Origin of the sequence: Paenarthrobacter sp. NPDC018779, assembly GCF_044391085.1 — a bacterium.
Lineage (GTDB): Bacteria > Actinomycetota > Actinomycetes > Actinomycetales > Micrococcaceae > Arthrobacter.
In genome coordinates, this window is the sequence record NZ_JBIRZS010000006.1 from 171,474 (window position 1) to 187,778 (window position 16,305).

General features: G+C 64.6%; 16 protein-coding genes. 5 read left to right on the forward strand and 11 right to left on the reverse strand.

The window, feature by feature from the left end; all coding sequences use genetic code 11:
- Positions 1-92 precede the first annotated feature (92 nt).
- Both ACH488_RS09655 and ACH488_RS09660 read right to left on the reverse strand, forming a co-directional pair.
- Positions 93-1,583 carry an ATP-binding protein gene (locus ACH488_RS09655; RefSeq protein WP_397323829.1) on the reverse strand — a complete coding sequence of 497 codons (1,491 nt, stop codon included), beginning with the start codon at positions 1,581-1,583 and terminating at the stop codon, positions 93-95.
- A 3-nt stretch (positions 1,584-1,586) separates the two neighbouring features.
- Positions 1,587-2,327 carry a response regulator transcription factor gene (locus tag ACH488_RS09660; RefSeq protein ID WP_397323830.1) on the reverse strand — a complete coding sequence of 247 codons (741 nt, stop codon included), beginning with the start codon at positions 2,325-2,327 and terminating at the stop codon, positions 1,587-1,589.
- A gap of 202 nt (positions 2,328-2,529) precedes the next feature.
- Here ACH488_RS09660 and ACH488_RS09665 point away from each other — a divergent pair, with 202 nt between their 5' ends.
- The 3 genes from ACH488_RS09665 (at position 2,530) to ACH488_RS09675 (ending at position 5,452) form a co-directional block, all read left to right on the forward strand.
- Positions 2,530-3,417: a hypothetical protein gene (locus ACH488_RS09665; protein ID WP_397323831.1), complete on the forward strand. Its 888-nt coding sequence runs from the start codon at positions 2,530-2,532 to the stop codon at positions 3,415-3,417.
- A 563-nt stretch (positions 3,418-3,980) separates the two neighbouring features.
- Complete coding sequence (locus ACH488_RS09670; protein ID WP_397323832.1) at positions 3,981-4,844, forward strand: winged helix-turn-helix domain-containing protein; 864 nt, start codon at positions 3,981-3,983, stop codon at positions 4,842-4,844.
- Between the two features lie 83 nt (positions 4,845-4,927).
- Positions 4,928-5,452 (forward strand): SixA phosphatase family protein, encoded by a 525-nt coding sequence (locus tag ACH488_RS09675; RefSeq protein ID WP_397323834.1) that lies wholly within the window; start codon positions 4,928-4,930, stop codon positions 5,450-5,452.
- 28 nt (positions 5,453-5,480) lie between these two features.
- On the opposite strand, the gene ACH488_RS09680 is transcribed toward ACH488_RS09675, so the two are convergent.
- Both ACH488_RS09680 and ACH488_RS09685 read right to left on the reverse strand, forming a co-directional pair.
- Positions 5,481-5,804, reverse strand: a complete 324-nt coding sequence (locus tag ACH488_RS09680) for a hypothetical protein (protein ID WP_397323835.1) — start codon at positions 5,802-5,804, stop codon at positions 5,481-5,483.
- 95 nt (positions 5,805-5,899) lie between these two features.
- Positions 5,900-6,829: a LysR family transcriptional regulator gene (locus tag ACH488_RS09685; RefSeq protein ID WP_397323836.1), complete on the reverse strand. Its 930-nt coding sequence runs from the start codon at positions 6,827-6,829 to the stop codon at positions 5,900-5,902.
- A 72-nt stretch (positions 6,830-6,901) separates the two neighbouring features.
- Here ACH488_RS09685 and ACH488_RS09690 point away from each other — a divergent pair, with 72 nt between their 5' ends.
- Complete coding sequence (locus tag ACH488_RS09690; protein ID WP_397323837.1) at positions 6,902-7,816, forward strand: EamA family transporter; 915 nt, start codon at positions 6,902-6,904, stop codon at positions 7,814-7,816.
- A 28-nt stretch (positions 7,817-7,844) separates the two neighbouring features.
- On the opposite strand, the gene ACH488_RS09695 is transcribed toward ACH488_RS09690, so the two are convergent.
- The 4 genes from ACH488_RS09695 to ACH488_RS09710 form a co-directional block, all read right to left on the reverse strand.
- The gene (locus ACH488_RS09695; protein WP_397323839.1) at positions 7,845-8,531 is read right to left on the reverse strand and encodes a hypothetical protein; all 687 of its coding nucleotides are present in this window, start codon (positions 8,529-8,531) and stop codon (positions 7,845-7,847) included.
- Between the two features lie 131 nt (positions 8,532-8,662).
- The gene (locus tag ACH488_RS09700; protein WP_397323841.1) at positions 8,663-9,298 is read right to left on the reverse strand and encodes a TetR/AcrR family transcriptional regulator; all 636 of its coding nucleotides are present in this window, start codon (positions 9,296-9,298) and stop codon (positions 8,663-8,665) included.
- The gene (locus tag ACH488_RS09705) at positions 9,295-11,331 is read right to left on the reverse strand and encodes a YhgE/Pip family protein (RefSeq protein WP_397323843.1); all 2,037 of its coding nucleotides are present in this window, start codon (positions 11,329-11,331) and stop codon (positions 9,295-9,297) included. Before ACH488_RS09705 ends, ACH488_RS09700 begins: the two co-directional genes overlap by 4 nt.
- A complete protein-coding gene (locus ACH488_RS09710) occupies positions 11,328-12,086 on the reverse strand; it encodes an ABC transporter ATP-binding protein (protein WP_397323844.1) in 759 nt (252 codons plus the stop codon). The genes ACH488_RS09705 and ACH488_RS09710 overlap by 4 nt, the downstream gene beginning before the upstream one ends.
- Before the next feature lie 113 nt (positions 12,087-12,199).
- Here ACH488_RS09710 and ACH488_RS09715 point away from each other — a divergent pair, with 113 nt between their 5' ends.
- On the forward strand, positions 12,200-13,654 hold the full coding sequence (locus ACH488_RS09715; protein WP_397323845.1) for a dihydrolipoyl dehydrogenase family protein: 1,455 nt from the start codon (positions 12,200-12,202) through the stop codon (positions 13,652-13,654).
- An 18-nt stretch (positions 13,655-13,672) separates the two neighbouring features.
- On the opposite strand, the gene ACH488_RS09720 is transcribed toward ACH488_RS09715, so the two are convergent.
- The 3 genes from ACH488_RS09720 to ACH488_RS09730 are packed head-to-tail and all read right to left on the reverse strand — an operon-like array spanning position 13,673 to position 16,296.
- The gene (locus tag ACH488_RS09720) at positions 13,673-14,359 is read right to left on the reverse strand and encodes an N-acetylmannosamine-6-phosphate 2-epimerase (RefSeq protein ID WP_397323847.1); all 687 of its coding nucleotides are present in this window, start codon (positions 14,357-14,359) and stop codon (positions 13,673-13,675) included.
- Positions 14,360-14,370: 11 nt separating this feature from the next.
- Positions 14,371-15,360 carry an ROK family protein gene (locus ACH488_RS09725; protein ID WP_397323848.1) on the reverse strand — a complete coding sequence of 330 codons (990 nt, stop codon included), beginning with the start codon at positions 15,358-15,360 and terminating at the stop codon, positions 14,371-14,373.
- An 18-nt stretch (positions 15,361-15,378) separates the two neighbouring features.
- Complete coding sequence (locus ACH488_RS09730; RefSeq protein WP_397323850.1) at positions 15,379-16,296, reverse strand: dihydrodipicolinate synthase family protein; 918 nt, start codon at positions 16,294-16,296, stop codon at positions 15,379-15,381.
- Positions 16,297-16,305: the final 9 nt, after the last annotated feature.

A 16,305-nucleotide genomic window follows, 5' to 3' on the forward strand; every position in this document is an offset into this window, starting at 1 on the left:
GACCCACCCTTTCGACGGTACAGGAGGATTTCGCTTAAGTCACATTTAGGTAACAGAGATCACGACGCCGGTGCGTCGCCTTGCCGGTTTCGTTACACCCGTTCGCTACTCACCGAGGGGAGGCGCAAGGCGAACTCCGTGCGCCCCGGTTTTGAGGTGACTTCGACGCTGCCACCGTGCGCTCCAACGATGGATTCGACGATTGAGAGTCCCAGCCCGGAGGTCCCTTCGGAGCCCGACCGTGCAGCGTCAGCCCGGGCAAAACGGGAGAAGATGCGGCCTTGGAAATCCGCGGGAATGCCGGGTCCATTGTCCGTCACGGTGACCACTGCACTCCCGTCCGCGCTCAGCATCACGCCGGTGACCACAGTGGTGCCAGGATCGGTGTGCTTGCGTGCGTTGGACAGCAGGTTGGCGAGCACCTGATGAAGTTGAGTGCCATCGCCACGGACCGTAATGGGCTCATCCGGAAGCTTGAGCTGCCACACGTGGTCCGGGGCCATGACTTTCTCGTCCGTCACGGTTTCGATGACCAACTGCGTCAGGTCCACGTCCGTGACCTTCAAGGGCTGCCCTTCGTCCAAACGGGCCAGGAGCAGCAAATCCTCCACCAGCGTGCTCATCCGCTCCGATTGGCTCTGGACGCGCGCCAGCGACTTGCGGCCATCCTCGGTGAAATTCTCGGTCATCCGCAGCATCTCGGTGTAACCCCGGATGGCTGTAAGGGGCGTACGGAGCTCGTGGGAGGCGTCGGCAACGAATTGCCGTACCTTGGTTTCACTTTCCTGCCTGGCTTCGAGGGCGCTGGCAACGTTGTTCAGCATTTGGTTGAGGGCGTAGCCCACGCTGCCTACTTCGGTGCCAGGGTGGGAGGCCGACGGGGGTACGCGCACCGCAAGCGCTACCTCGCCGGCGTCGAGAGGCAGGCGGGAAACCTTGGTGGCCACCTCGGACAGTTGCTCCAGCGGCCGCATGGTCCGCCGGATGATGACCGTGCCGGCCAGCCCGATCAGTACCAGACCGCCCAGCGATACGAACACCATGGTCCAGACGAGGGACGCTTCGGTGCTCTGCTTGTCAGCCAGCGGCAGGCCTGTCACGATCACGTCCCCGTAGGGCATCTTGACCGCCACCAGCCGGTAGTCGCCGTTGGAGAGCGAACGGTCCACGGGTCGGTTGTCCAAGGGGAGGTCCAAGAGGACCTGGTTGTCTTCGGCGGAGAGGGCCGCACGGTTTCCTGAAGCGTCAATGAGCCCGGCGCTACTGACGGTTGACCCGCTGATCCGCGCATTCAGGGTTCCGGCGCCCTGCCCACGGGCTTCGAGGGGGTCCGGCCGGCCGTTCGGGAAGCTGGAGGGTGGCCTGCCGAAATCAGTTGCGCGGCTGGACGCCTGCTCCAATTGCTTGTCCAACTGACGGTTGAACACCATGTCCATGGACGCATAGCTGACTACGCCCACCGCCCCGCAGATGGCAACGAGCAGTGCCATGGCTACGAGCACCAGGCGGGTCCGCAAATGCCAGGTGGATGGGTCCAGCCAACTCCGCTGCGTCTTCCTGGCGACCCCTGAGAGTGTGGTCAAGGCTTAGTCCGCGGGCTTGATGACGTAGCCTGCGCCACGCACGGTGTGGATCATGGGCGGGTGGTTGGCCTCGATCTTCTTGCGCAGGTAGGAGATGTAGAGTTCCACGATGTTCGCCTGCCCGCCGAAGTCGTAGTCCCACACGCGGTCGAGGATCTGGGCCTTGCTGACCACACGTTTGGGGTTCTCCATGAGGTAGCGCAGGAGCTCGAACTGGGTTGCCGTGAGGGCGATGTCCTCGCCGGCCCGGGTTACCTCGCGGGTGTCCACGTTCAGGGTCAGGTCGCCCACTACGAGTTCTGCGGTGTCCATGGCGGCAACACCGGAACGCTGCACCAAGCGGTGAAGGCGCAGCAGCACTTCTTCCATGCTGAACGGCTTGGTCACATAGTCGTCACCGCCCGCAGCCAGGCCAACGATTCGGTCCTGGACAGCGTCCTTGGCGGTGAGGAAAAGGGCGGGGACCTCCGGGGCGAACGCGCGGATCCGATTCAGGACCTCGACGCCATCGAATCCGGGAAGCATGACGTCCAGCACCAGGACGTCCGGGCGGAAGTCTTTGGCGAGCTTCACGGCCTCGGGTCCGTCGGCGGCCACGGCGACGGACCAGCCGGCCATGCGGAGGCCCATGCTCATGAGCTCGGCAAGGCTCGGCTCGTCGTCCACCACCAGGGCGCGGATGGGGGAGCCGTCCGGGTGGGAGAGCTGGGGAAGGTTGTTGGTCATGGAGTGCGGGGATGCCATGTGACAACTCTCCAATCTGCTGGTTTGCCGGCGCTTTGCCGGTCCTGTGAGGACCCTGTGAAGTCAACACTAGCGAGGTGGGAGTCCTGAAACACGTGAATCCACAGGTCACAGGAGGGACTGCTCCTCAACACAGCTTCCGCACAGCCAGGCAGCAGACTCTGGGGCCTAAGAGGACCATCAACCCCATCTGGAGAACACCATGAACCAGCAGCAGCGCCCCGAAGACCCCACGTCCCCGGCCCCGCAGGGCACCACCCAGCCCGGCGGAACCCGGCCATCGGCGGGGTGGGGAGCTCCGCCGTCGGACCCTTCCGCAGCCGAAAACGGATGGGGAGCTCCGGCGTCGAACACCAACGGCTGGGGCGCTCCGCCCGCGAACGGCTGGGGCACCTCCCTTCCCGGCAAGGACAAGGGAACCCTGCTGAGCCGGTGGACGCTCAAGCGGACCCTCATCGTGGCCGGCGTTGCCGTGGTTGTCGCCGCAGGAACGGCCGCGGGTTTCTACTCCTTGGGTAACGCCGGCTCGGCAGATGCGGCCAATCTTCCATTGGGCCAATCCGGCGGCCTCGGCGCGCAGCAAGGCGTCCCGGGACAGGGCCTCGGACCCGGCGGAACCAGCCAGGACGGCAGCGGGCAAAGCGGAACGGGCCAGAGCGGAACGGGCCAGAGCGGCATGGGCATGCCTGGCCAGATGGGCGGCATGTCGCCCGACGGCTTGGGCATGGCCGGTGGCCTGAACACCGCAATCCATTCGGAGTACGTGGTCCTCCGCGACAACGAATACGTGACCATGGCCGATCAGCTCGGCACGGTCAGTGAGGTCTCGTCCAATTCCCTGACGGTCAAGAGCTCCGATGGATTCACCAAGACGTACGTCCTCAGTTCGGATACAGCCGTGGCCCAAGGCACCAGGCAGCGGGGCAGCACCACCAGCAGCCTGACCATCGCGGACATCAAATCGGGCGCCAAAGTGCGGGTAACGGCTACCAAGGACGGCGACAACTACACGGCCGCATCCGTCCGGCTCACCACTGCAACCACGTCCTCGGGACAGGGCTCGACGTCGGGTTCGGGCACCACTTCCTGACCCGCCGCCCGGCGTGTGGCCCGTTTCTACCGCTTGTAGCAGATTCGGGCCACTAAAATCGAGATGGATTCGAGTTGCGACTGGTCAGTAACTGTTTCAGATCGTGAGATTCCATGGCCGCATGTGCTTGGAAAATTGTGAAGGCCATAATGCACTATTCGTCGAAGAAAGTTCACTCCTCGTTCAATATTTCGGGCATCGGACGAATGGAATGGCGTTCATTTTAGGGACCTGCTGAATTGTGATTTGAGGCACAATACTGCCCCTTGTCTCAGGATGTGGACGTTTCGGCACATTGTTACTTGCGTGTTGCCTTTGTTACGTTGCACACTTCCAATGTGAACAAGAACTCAACAGCACCTGCAGCCGCAGCAATCTGGTCCAGCGCACCCGCTGGCGACGAGACCCGCTGTTGTCGAATGCAAGCCTAACTTTCCACCCCAAAGAAGTTTCAGGCATTCGCCCCCTTGCCCAGCGTTGGGCGCCCCTCCCCAGACTCATTGCGGGGACAACCAGCATTCGAAGCCGCGATGACGGCTATTCACTTTTGAGGTAAGCACTCCATGTCAGTTGCATCCGGATACGTCCACATCTCTGTCCGTAACGCCAATAAGGCCGCTTCCAATGCCGGCCTCCGCCCCGGTTTTGGCAACCGTCCGGGCTATGCCCCCGGTTCCCAGGGCGCCCAGCAGGCACCCGGGTACGTCCCCCAGGGCTACAACCCGAACTCTTACGGCCAGTTGCGCGCAGTACCCACCAACGAACCAGCGCCAATTACTGCGCCCACCCCGGTGGTTGCCCAGACCGAGCGCCTTCGCCCCGTCGCCAACGACAACGTGGCCCGCGGATTCGTTCTCTACATGGGTATTGACGAGGAAACCGCTGCAGCTGCAGGGACGTCCATTGCCAAGCTGGCCCAGGAAATCCGCGCTTACGCACAGTCCCTCGTGACCGGTGCCGAGAGCTACGCCGCAGTCGCTGTTGCGCCGGCCAACGCACCCGGGTCCGCACTCGACGTCGTCCGCTCCACCTTTGGTGACCCCACGGTTGCTGCCCGCCAGCGCACTGAGGCCGCCCGTCCCGCGCCGCAGCAGGAAGCCCGCCCGTCCGGCGTGCTCATCGACCTGGCCCGCCGCGAAGTCCACCTGGACGGCGAATCGCTGAACCTGACGTTCAAGGAGTTCGAACTCCTCAACTACCTCGTGGAGAACGGCACCCGCACTGTGGGCCGCGACGAGCTCCTGGAAGGCCTGTGGCGCAACGCCGAGGAAGTGCCCAACGAGCGCACCATCGATGTCCACATCCGCCGTCTTCGCTCCAAGCTGGGCCGCCTGGCCAACACGGTCCGCACGGTCCGCGGCCAGGGTTACCGCTTCTACGAGCACCCCGAGGTCATTGTTTGGGCTGCTCCGGAATACTCCATCTAGCATCAACGCGCAGAGCGCCCGTCTCCCTTGGGGAGGCGGGCGCTTTCGTATCTGCGCCGGCTTGGCAGCTATAGGGTTGAGGCATGAGCGACCACCACATCAAGCGGCTTGTGATCATGCGGCATGCCAAGGCTGACTGGCCACTCGGCGTCCCGGACCACGAGCGGCCCTTGGAGGAGCGTGGCCACCGCGAAGCGCCCCTGGCCGGCAAGTGGCTCCTGAAGCACAAGATCGTGCCGGACTTCATTTTGTGTTCTTCGGCGCTCAGGACGCGGCAAACCTGCACGTGGGTCTGCGACGAGCTTGGGGAGAAGGCTCCGACGCCCAAACTCGAGGACGGCTTGTACGCGGCGTCGGCCACAGGCATGTTGTCCGTGATCAACCATGTACCGGACACGGTGACCACGCTGATGATCATCTCGCACATGCCAGGCGTCCAGGACCTGGCCATGCATCTGGCTTCCCGCAACTCGGACCATGACGCCTACATGGATGCTGCTACGCGTTACCCAACGAGTGCGTTGACGGTAATGGAAACAGAGAAACCGTGGGCGGAACTGGACGGCCAGGATGCCAGGCTGACGCATTTCAAGGTGCCGCGCCACTAGCCTGTGGACGGGCTGTTGAACCTTGGTTCTAAACGGGATCCGGTTCCGCAAGTTGCGGCAGGCACATGCAGCGGATCTCGAAGACGGGAATGCCCGCAGCCTCCTCGCCGTGGCCGGTGGCAATCAGGTATTCACCGTCGAACATGTACACGGGAAGCTGTGGCGCGAGGTATTCGTTGTAACGGCTCGGGTAGACCCATTGTCCGCGGATATCGAAGGCCGGGAGTGCGTACGTGTCCCGGCGGTTGTGGGCACTGGGAAAGAGCTCATCGTCCACCATGTGGTAGCTGGCCAGCCCATACAGGTGATGGTGGTTCGTGTCCGTGGGAAATAGGATTGCTTCAACTGCCATGGCCCCTCCGAGCGGTTTTGGACCGGCGCATCAGGCGCGCCGGTGGTTAGGTAAGGTTAAGCTAACCTAACCCCGTGGAGAGTGTCGAATGTTCCTCAGTGTGACGTTGCTTGCAGTGGCAGCTCCTGTTGGGCAGCCACCTCGCGGAGCAGGCGGACGGCGTGGCGGATGTTGGGACTCGCCGTCATGGTCTTGCGGTACACAATCCCGACGGCGCGCTGCTGGACTGGATTCACCAAAGGGACGGCCACCACCGCAGATGGGAGCGGCGGACGTCCCAGTCGGGGGACCAATGCCACGGCGACTGCCTGTTCAACCATTGCGACATGCGTTGAAAAGTCGGGATCGTAGACCCGGATATCCGGCACCCGCCCCAGGCCGGCGAAGATCTGCAGCAACGCCTCGTTGCAGATGGCGCCCGCCGGGGTGCTCACCCACGTCTCGTCCAGGAGGTCTTCACGTTCGACGGCGGTCCTCGCCGCGAGCGGGTGGGCCCTGTTGAGCAGTACGTCGGCTTGGTCGAGGCAGAGGTCCTCAAGCACCATGTTCTCCGGGATCACCAGCGGCACGGAATTCCAGTTGTGGACCACGGCGAGCTCGGCCTCGCCGGAAGCGACGCGTTGGACGGCCTCGCGCGGGTCCTCGGCCAGGACGCTGATTTCCAGCGCGGAACCTGCCGACGCCATCCTTCCCAACATGGGACCCACCAAGCCGCGGCAAGCCGTGGAGAAAGCAACCAAGCGGAGCAGGCCGGAAGGCTTCTCCGGATCGGCGAGCAGCGTGGCCTGCAGCTCTTCCAGTTCGCCCAGGATTCGCCGCCCATACCCGGCAAGGGCCAGGCCCCGCTCGGTGAGCAGTACGCCGCGCCCATTTCGTTCCAGCACGGCTACTCCTGCCTGCTTTTCAAGTTTCTTGATCTGCTGGGACACAGCCGACGGGCTGTAGCCCATCACTTCGGAGGCGGCCACTACCGACCCGTGCTGCTCTACTGCCACCAAGGCCCGAAGCGCGGAGATATCAATCATGAAGTAAATCTACGTTGTTTCATGCTGAATTCAACGCTGGTGCTTCATCGAGAATGGAGTCAGAGTTAAGTCGTGAACCTTCGCCATTCTTTGCTCGCGGTCCTTGTCGCCGTCCTTTGGGGCATCAACTTTGTTGCCATCGACCTTGGGTTGCACCCAGCAGGCCACGATGTCCCGCCGCTGCTCTTCGTGGCCTTCCGCTTCCTTCTGGTGGTCTTTCCGTGCATCCTGTTCATCCGCAAACCTGACGTGGGCTGGAAGGCGATTGTCGGCGTCGGGCTTTTCATGAGCGCCGGGCAATTCGGTCTCCTTTACCTGGGCATGGCGTTGGGTATGCCGGCGGGCCTGGCTTCGCTGGTCCTGCAGGCGCAGGTGCTTTTTACCATCCTGCTGGCCTCGCGGATCCTGGGGGAGCGGCCGACACGGCGGCAAATGGTTGGCGTCATCCTGGGCATCGCCGGCTTGGGTGTGGTGGCGTTGGGGCGGAGTGCCGTGGCTCCCGTGCTGCCGCTTATGATCGTGCTTGCCGCGGCCTTGTCCTGGGCCGTTGGGAACGTGGTGGCCCGGCACTCGAAGGCCACGTCCGGGCTGGGGCTGGTGGTCTGGTCCGGTGCCGTGGTTCCGGTGCCGATGGCGGCGCTGTCCTTGGTGGTGGATGGTCCGCAGGCCGTAATCGGAACCATCGTGGATCTGCAGCTGGCCACCATCCTGAGCGCGGTGTATACGGCCGTGTTCGCCTCGCTGATTGGTTACGGGATCTGGAACAGGCTCCTGACGCTGTACCCGAGTTCCGACGTCGTTCCCTTCACGCTGCTGGTTCCCGTGGTGGGGATGACCGCCGCGTGGCTGGTGCTTAGCGAAATTCCCACGCCCGCCGAGATCCTGGGTGGCTTGGTCCTGCTCCTCGGCGTGGCGACGGCGGTGCTGGGAGTGTCCCGCAAACCACCCGTTGTGGGGCCTGCTCTGCGGACCAAAACTTGGGTTTAGGGCGCACAGCGGGCCCCGCAACGTGGAGTTAGCGCTTGGGGGCGGGCTTGCGTTGGGCGGTGGTGTTCGACGGCGGTCGCTTGGCCTGCGTGGCGGCCTTGCCGGACTGCGTGGGGCGTTTGGGTGCGGCCGCCCGGGGCTGGGTGGGTGCGGCGGGGTTAGGGCGTTTGGCCGCGGCTGGCCGGGGTTGGGCAGGTCGCCCCTGGGCAGGCCTACCCTGGGTCGTGCGGCCCTGGGCGGGGCGAGCGGCGGGTCTTTTCGCGGGCACTGATCCGGCAGGTCGCCTGGCGGCGGGACGCTTTCCGGGCCTGGCGGCGCCGGGCTGGGCGCGGGAACCGAAGCCGGGCAACACCGCGCCGAGGAACAAGATCCCCAAAGTCCCCACTCCTGCCAAGGCCGCCAGATAGAAGTAGATGTCCGAATCCTTGCTGCTCACAGCGCTTCCCAGGGCGTTGGAGTCCTGGTTGAAGGCGAGGCCCCACATCCGCAGGAACGCGATACCGAAGCCAATGAACAAGGCGGTACCGGCGGCGGCGAGGAGGACTACAAGGTACCGGCGGCGGTTGAAGACCTGTATCAGGGAGGCCAGGTAGCACGTGAGGATGGCGCCCAGGAGCAGGTACAGGACCACTTCCTCGAGGACGGCGGCGGCCAGGACCAGCAAGCCGAGGGAGACGACAGCGGCAATGATGGCAAGTTTTCCACTGTTCCCCATGTGACGCATGAGGTTAATCATCGCCGACCACGCGGCCGCGCCACGCCGTCGTAGATTGCAGTTGTGTACCGTTGTGCGGCCCGCAGAACGCTCTAAAAGCGAGTCTTAGCGCGCAGAGCGGGCCCGCAACGCTACTTAATGACGTACCCGTGCATGATGGTCATCACCGCGGCGACGCTTTGTTCGCGGGTGCGCTCCGGGTTGTAGGTTTGCCGGTCCAGTCCCACCACGAAGATGGCCCCGAAGATGGCGGCTTCCAGGCTTCCCCGTGCAATGGACGTATCCACCGTGTACCCCGAAGCCACGCCCTCCACCGCTGAGCCGATCACGGCAAGGAGTTCACCGCGAAGCTCGGCGAACACTGCACTCCATTCGCCCGGCGCCCGCCAATTTTCGCTGACCCAGAGCCGGGCGAAGGAGGGGTAGTCGTCCATGAACTCCATGGCCTGGCCCACCATGTCCCGCATGGCTTCCAGGGGATCCTCGGTTTGGCCTTCTATGGCCTGCAAGCGTCCCAGCATGATGTCCACGCCGTGGCGCAGCAGTTGCGCGATCAGGTCTGACTTGCTGCCGAAGTTGTAATAGACAGTCCCCTTGGACACGCCTGCTGCGGCCGCGATCTCGTCCACGGTGACCCCGGCTGCCCCTCGTTCGCCGATGAGTTCCATGGAGGCCTCGAACAGGCGCTGCTTGGTGGCGTTGGTGCGTTCGGGCCGGAGCTTCTTCTCTCCAGTTCCCGGCGACGGGACTGGCTCGGCGGTGCTCATACTGCGATCTCCGGCTTCAGGGTCTTCAAGGTCCACACCTTGTGCTTACGGACGGCGAGCGTGGACAGCCCCGCTCCCAGCAAAGTGTAACCAAGCAGGCCAAGCACGGTGGGCCAGATCATGGTCAGTTCTCCGCCGTAGATCAGGTGGCGCATGCCCGTCACCACGTAGCCCATGGGCAGGACCTCGTGCACCACGTGCAAGGGCATGGGCGTGGTCTGCCAGGGGAATGTTCCGCCGGAGGAGACCAGTTGGAGGACCAGCAGGATCAGCACCACGAATTTTCCGGGCGTACCAAGCAGGGCCACGATTCCTTGGATGATGGCACTGAAGGCCATGACAGCGGCCAGCATGAAGAGCCACATTCCGATGGGGTGCGCGGCGTTAAGTCCCAGGCCCAGGTTCACCACGACCGTGAGGATGGTGGCTTGCAACACCGAAACCACGAAGAACGGCAGCCAGCCGCCCACGGCGATCTTCCACGCCGGGGCATTGGACGCCAGGGCCCGCTGGGTGATGGGTCGCATGGCCTGGACCAGCATGAACACGCCAATCCAGAGGGCAAGCGTCAGGAAGAACGGTGCCAGGCCGGCGCCATAAGAGGTGGCCTTGGCCTGCGAGACGTTCTCCACCGCCACAGGATCCGCGATGACCTTGGAGACGTTGCTCTTCTGCTCATCGTTGGGGTTCGGAATGTCGCCCGCGCCCTTGGCCAGCTCGGACGCGAGCGTGTGGGCACCGTCGGACGCCGTGACTGCGCCCGTGGCAAGTTGTCCTGCGCCGTCGTCGAGTTGGCGCGCGCCGCCGTCGAGCTTCACAGCGCCGTCCAGTGCGGTCTGCTGGCCTGTGGCAAGGGTGGATGCTCCGGTGCTGAGCTGGTCCGCGCCGGCGGAGGCCTTCGTGATGGCATCTGTCAGCGCAGGCGTTGCTCCGGCGAGCTTCGCTGCCCCGGCACTGACGGCCGCCGATCCGTCGGAGAGTTGCTGGATCTTGGCGGCGTCTCCGGCCATCTTCGCCTTGGCGTCGGTCACCGGGCTGGACGTGGCGGCGGAATCGAAGTCGGCGAGGACTTTGTCCGCTTGCTCCTGGGTCAACACACCGGCGGCAACCAGCCTCGCGTTGGACTCCAGCACGCGGTTCCGCAGGCCCTTGTCCGCGGCTTCCAACTGCCCGACGACGTCCTGCACTTTCGCGTTCAACTGGGCGTTGCCCGCGGCTACTTGGGCGGCGCCGTCGGCCAGTTTCTGTGAGTCAGCAGGCAACGTGGCGGTCTTGTTCTTCAGTTCCGTGAGGCCGGAGCTCAGTTGGCCCGCGCCCGTGTTGAGCTGGTTGGCACCGTCGCGCAATTGGGTCTGGCCGGCCACCAGTTGATCCGCGCCGGTGACCAGTTGGCTGGTGCCGTCGTGAAGGCTGGTTGCGCCGTCGCTCAGCTTCCCCACGCCATCGGCCAGCTGCCCGGCGCCGTCAGCGGCCTTGACGATGGACGCGTGAATGGTCCCGAAGCCGGTGAGGAGTTGGTTGGCTGTTTCCTCGCCCACTTCCTTGGCCACCGTGGAGTGGACGGCGGTGGTGAGCTTGTCCACGATGGTGCTCAGGAGGTAGTTGTTGGCGTCGTTGGTGGTGACGTGCAGCATGGCCTGGTTGGCGGCGTCGAAGCTGCCGGGGGAGACCAGGTTCGCGGAGAAGTCCTTGGGAATGCGCAGGGCGAACGCGTACTCACCGGTCTTGACGCCTGCGTCTGCTTCCTCGGCGTTGGAGACCTGCTTCCAGTTGAAGACGTGGCCGTCCACGAGGCTGTCGGCTACCTTCTTGCCTGCTTGGAGTTCGGTGCCGTCCTTCGACGTGGCGCCGGTGTCTTCCACCACCAGGGCGGCATCGATCTGGTTGAGGTTGCCGTAGGGGTCCCAGTTCGCGTAGAGGTACACGGCCCCGTACAGGAGCGGCACCATGGTGAGGGCGAGGATGGTCAGCTTGGGCAGGAGCCCGCCGGTCATGCGCTTGAGTTCGGAGCGGGCGAGCCGCAGAACAGTCACTTTGCAGTCCTTTGGAGGTCTTGGTCTTCTTCGTGTTCTTCGGTAACAGCGCTTTCGGGTACGACGGCGGCAACTTCCGTCGCTGCTGTGGGCGCAGCTTCCGCGGGGTCTGGCGCAGCTTCCGCTGCATGGGTCACAGAATTGCCGATCACGGCCGCAGGTCCGTCCCATTCATCCGGAAGGGCGCTGACTGTCGCGACGACGGCAAGCGGCCTCCCGGCGTCGGACGCCAAATCCTGCAGTCGGGGCAGCCAGGCCGCGGGGTCGGCGCTGTGGCGATCGGGGGAGTCGACCACCAAGAGGTCGATCGCGGGGTCGGCCAAGGCAAGGGAAGTCAGCAGTTCCAACCGGCGGCCTGCCGGAAGTTGTTCAATCCAGAGATCGGCGATGTCTTCGAAACGGTTGACCTTCAGCCATGGCTTGCTCAGCAGTGCGCCACGGTAGCGGCGGGGAATGAGGGACAGGTCCTCGGTGACAAGGTCGCGGACGCTCAGGTGCTGCTCGGGCTCGTTGACGCCGGGGGAGTCGATCAACGCGCTCGCGAGCCGGATCTTCTTGGTTTTGGCAGTGCTGTCCCAGGACAGGATTCCGTCGCTGGGCTTCATCCGGCCGCTCAGCGCAAGGGCGAGGGCAGTTCGCTGGTCCTGGCCTTCGCCGGAGATGAGGATGAGCCCGCCTCGCTTTGCTTCGAGCGAGGTAGGGGGCAGGAGGTCGGTCCGGCGGCCGTTGATCTGGAGTTGCTGTGCGGACAGCATGTGATCCCTTCAAGGATGATGGGTTCTGGTCTGCATCGATTCTAACTAAACTGACCAGTCAGTTCAAATAGAGTTCTCTCACTTGCTGCTTCAACCCGGCGTAGGCTTCTCCCATGACTGCCGAAAACTCCCGTGAATTCGATGTGATCGTTATTGGCGCCGGTGCCGTGGGGGAAAACGTAGCGGACAGGGTGGTCCGTGGCGGATTGTCGGCGGTGATTATTGAAAGTGAGCTGGTGGGTGGCGAATGCTCCTACTGGGCCTGCATTCCTTCGAAGGCACTGTTGAGGCCGGGCACCGTCCTGCACGCGGCCCAATTGGTGCCCGGTGCTTCCGAGGCAGTGACGGGAACCGTGGACGCGGAAGCAGCCCTTAAACACCGCGATTGGTTCACCAACAACTGGCAGGACGGCAGCCAGGTTGAGTGGCTGGACAGCGCGGGCATAGAGCTGATCCGCGGCCGCGGGCGCATCACGGGCCCCCGCGAAGTCCAGGTGGATGGCCTGGACGGAAACAGCTACGCCCTCAAGGCACACCACGCCGTGGTGGTCGCCACGGGCTCCACGCCGACCATCCCGGACATCGAGGGCCTGGCAGACGTTCCTTTCTGGACTACCCGTGGTGCCACGGCCGCCAAGGAAGTCCCGCGCAGGATGGTTGTCCTGGGTGGCGGTGTGGCAGGTGTTGAACTTGCCCAGGCCTTCGCGCGCCTCGGTTCGGACGTGACCGTGGTGGCCCGCGGCCGCCTGTTGAGCAGCTACCCCGAAGAAGCCGCCAACCTGGTCCTGGCTGGCCTCCGTGCGGACGGGGTCACGGTTCACGCGCACACGGACGTCCGGAAAGTGGAGAAGAACGACGACGGTTCGGTCGCCGTGACGGTGGACGGCATGACGCTCCAAGCCGACCAACTTCTGGTGGCATCCGGCAGGCACCCTTCGCTGGCCAATCTTGGCCTGGAAAGCGTGGGCGTCGCTGCGGAGGACGGCAAGCTCCGGCTCACTACGGATCCCAGCGGTTTGGTGGACGGTCCCGCCAGCGATGGCACCAGTGGCCTGTGGCTCTACGCGGCGGGCGATGCCGCGGGCAAAGTGCTCCTGACCCATCAGGGGAAATACGAGGCCCGCGCAACCGGCGATGCCATTGTTGCCCGTGCCCGCGGCCACCTGCGCGGCACCCCCAAACCGTGGAGCTCCTTGGCCCACACTGCCAACGACCACGCCATCCCCAGCGTGGTTTTCACTGATCCCGAGGTTGCCTCAGTGGGTCCCTCACTGGAGCAGGCGTTGCTGCAAGGGAAGAATGTGACCGGGGTGGAACTGCCGATTAACGTCTCCGGGTCCCAGCTGCACTCCTCCGATTACAAGGGCTGGGCGCAGATCGTGGTGGACGAAGACCGCAAGGTGATCCTCGGCGCTACGTTCGTTGGGCCCGGCGTCGCTGAGTTGCTGCATTCGGCCACGATTGCGATCGTCGGAGAGGTTCCGCTGGATCGCTTGTGGCACGCCGTGCCGTCGTATCCGACCATCAGCGAAGTATGGCTGCGGCTGCTGGAGAAGTACGGGCTCTAGCCGCCCCGCAACGCGTGGTCAGGCGTGCATTGCTCCCTTGAACCAGCCTGTGATGGTGGCCGGGTGGGTGATCGCGGTGCCCACCACCACGGCGAAGGCGCCGGCGTCCAAGGCTTGGCGGGCTTGGGCGGGGGTGTGGATGCGGCCCTCTGCGATGAGCGGCTTTCCCAAATCCGCCGAAGCAATCTGTGAGAGCAACTCCAGGTCCGGGCCGCCGGTTTTGGGGCGCTCGCCGGTGTAGCCGGCAAGGGTGGTGCCAATGAGGTCGGCGCCCGCCTCAACAGCAGCAACGGCGTCCTCGAAGGAACCACAGTCGGCCATCACCAGTGCATGGGATTCCGCATGGATTCCGGCCACGGTGTCAGCCAGGGAGAGCCCGTCCGGTCGGTGCCGCCGGGTGCCGTCGACCGCCACAACATGCGCTCCGGCGTTGGCAACGGCCAGGGCGTGCCGGAGGGTTGGGGTGATGAAGACGCCGTCGTGCCCGTCCTTCCAGAGGCCAATCACCGGAACCTCGACGGCGGTACGAGTGAACTGCACGTCAGCCAGGCCTTGGACGCGGATCGCCGCAGCACCCCCGATCACCGCCGAGGCAGCAACCTGGCCAGTGGTTCGGGGATCGCGCATCGGTTCGCCCGGGTATGCCTGGCAGGAAACGATGAGCTGGGAACGAAGGGCCTCGAGGCTTTCGGACGTGAGAATCACAGGTTTCTTCCTTAGCTAAGTACAAGTTTCGCGGCGCCCACTATGGCCGCGGAGTTGCCGAGGGTTGCACGGACAACGGGGACAGCAGCCAGAGGTGCAAGGAGTTCCTGGCGCAGCGCGGCTTCCATGGGTTTCCACCACAGCTCACCTGCGTCTGCGAGGCCGCCTGAGATGACCACGGTTTCGGGATCGAGGATGTTGATGAGCCCGCCCACGGCCTGTCCGGCGGCGGTGGCACCCAGTTCGATGGCGCGGGAAGCAGCGGCGCGGTCATCCGCGGAGCCAGCGGCAGCACCGGCGTCGTACTCCGCAGCGGCCGGACCGAACGCGAGCGCAAACACACCGCGGGTGTCCGCTGCCGACCAAGGCGAACCGCCGAACCGGAGGTAGGCCTCATGGATGGCTGGCCCCGAGGCAATAGCCTCCACATGCCCGGAACCACCGCACACACAGGACAGCGTACGGCCATCATGCACAGCCAACGGCGAGGCAAAATGCCCCACGTGCCCGCCCACAAAACGGTGGCCCAGAACAGGGGAACCGTTCAGCACTATGCTGCCACCGACGCCCGTCCCGAACGCCACCATCAAGGAACTCGAGGAACCTGCGGCGGCACCCAGCCAGGCTTCGCCGAGGGCGTGGGCGTGGACATCGTTGACGGCGTGGAGGGCCGAGGCCGGAAAGGAAAGGCGCGAAGAAAGCCCGGCCGTCAAGGCAGTCCCCGCCCAGCCCAGGATCGCATCGGTGGCGGACACCACGGATCCAGTAACAGCATCAATGACCCCCGCGGAGCCGATGCCGACGCCGGACACTGTCAGTCCGGCGTCGGCAGCGCCCTCCACCAAACCCGCGATCAACGCTGCGGTGGCATCAAGGATCGCCTCGCCACCGGCCCGGTTGAGGGTCGGAATAGTGTCCGACATCAACACCTCGCCTGAGGAGGAGACAACCCCGGCAGCAGTCTTGGTGCCGCCCAGGTCAACGCCGATCACATGGGTCATGGAAGAGGTCATTGAAGGTTAGACCAGCCCGTTGCGTTCCAGGATGGCGCGGATCGCAGCCGTTTCGGTCCCGTTCAGGGACAGCATGGGCTGGCTCATGGTGTTGGACTCGATGATGCCCATGACCTGCAGTGCGGTCTTGAAAGCGCCCAGGCCAGCGGCGCCGCCGGACACGCGGCCGTTGGGGGTGTAGACGATCTCGAAGACGTCGGCCAAGCGGTCCTGCTCCCGGGCCGCCAAAGCCCAATCGCCGGCCTGCGCAGCGTCGAAGAGGCGGCGGTAGCCGGCCGGGTCCACGTTGCCAAGGCCCGGGACAACGCCCTGCGCGCCGCCCAGGAGGGCGCCGTCCACCACCACTTCGTGACCCGTGAAAATGTCGAAGTTGGGGATGTCCTTGGCAGCAAGGAGGAGTTGGCGGAAGGAGACGTCGTCGCCAGAGGAGTCCTTCACGCCGACGATCACACCGTCGCGGCCGAGGCGTACCAGGAGGTCGGTGGGCAGCTTGAAGTGCGTGCGGACGGGAACGTCGTAGGCGAAGATGGGCTTTTGGATAGCCTCGTGGATGCTGCGGAAGTGGGTCTCGGTTTCCGCGACGTTGCCGATCGCGTAGTACATGGAGGTCACCACGATCGCGTCTGCGCCGAGGTCCACCACCTTGCGGGCTTCCTCGATGACGCGGTTGGTGGTTTGCTCGTTCGCGCCCACGATCAAAGGAACTGCGCCGGCGTTGGCGTCGGCGATGGTGGAGACCACCAGTTCACGCTCGGCGTTGGTCATGTAGGGGACTTCGCCGGAGGAGCCCAGCACGAACAGTCCGGATACACCGCCGTCGATCAGGTGTTTGGTGACGTTCTTCAACGACTGGGTGTCGATGCTGCCATCGGCGTGGCGGGGCGTGATGACCGGGGGAATGACGCCCTGGAACTGAGTGGACACAGAAATCTC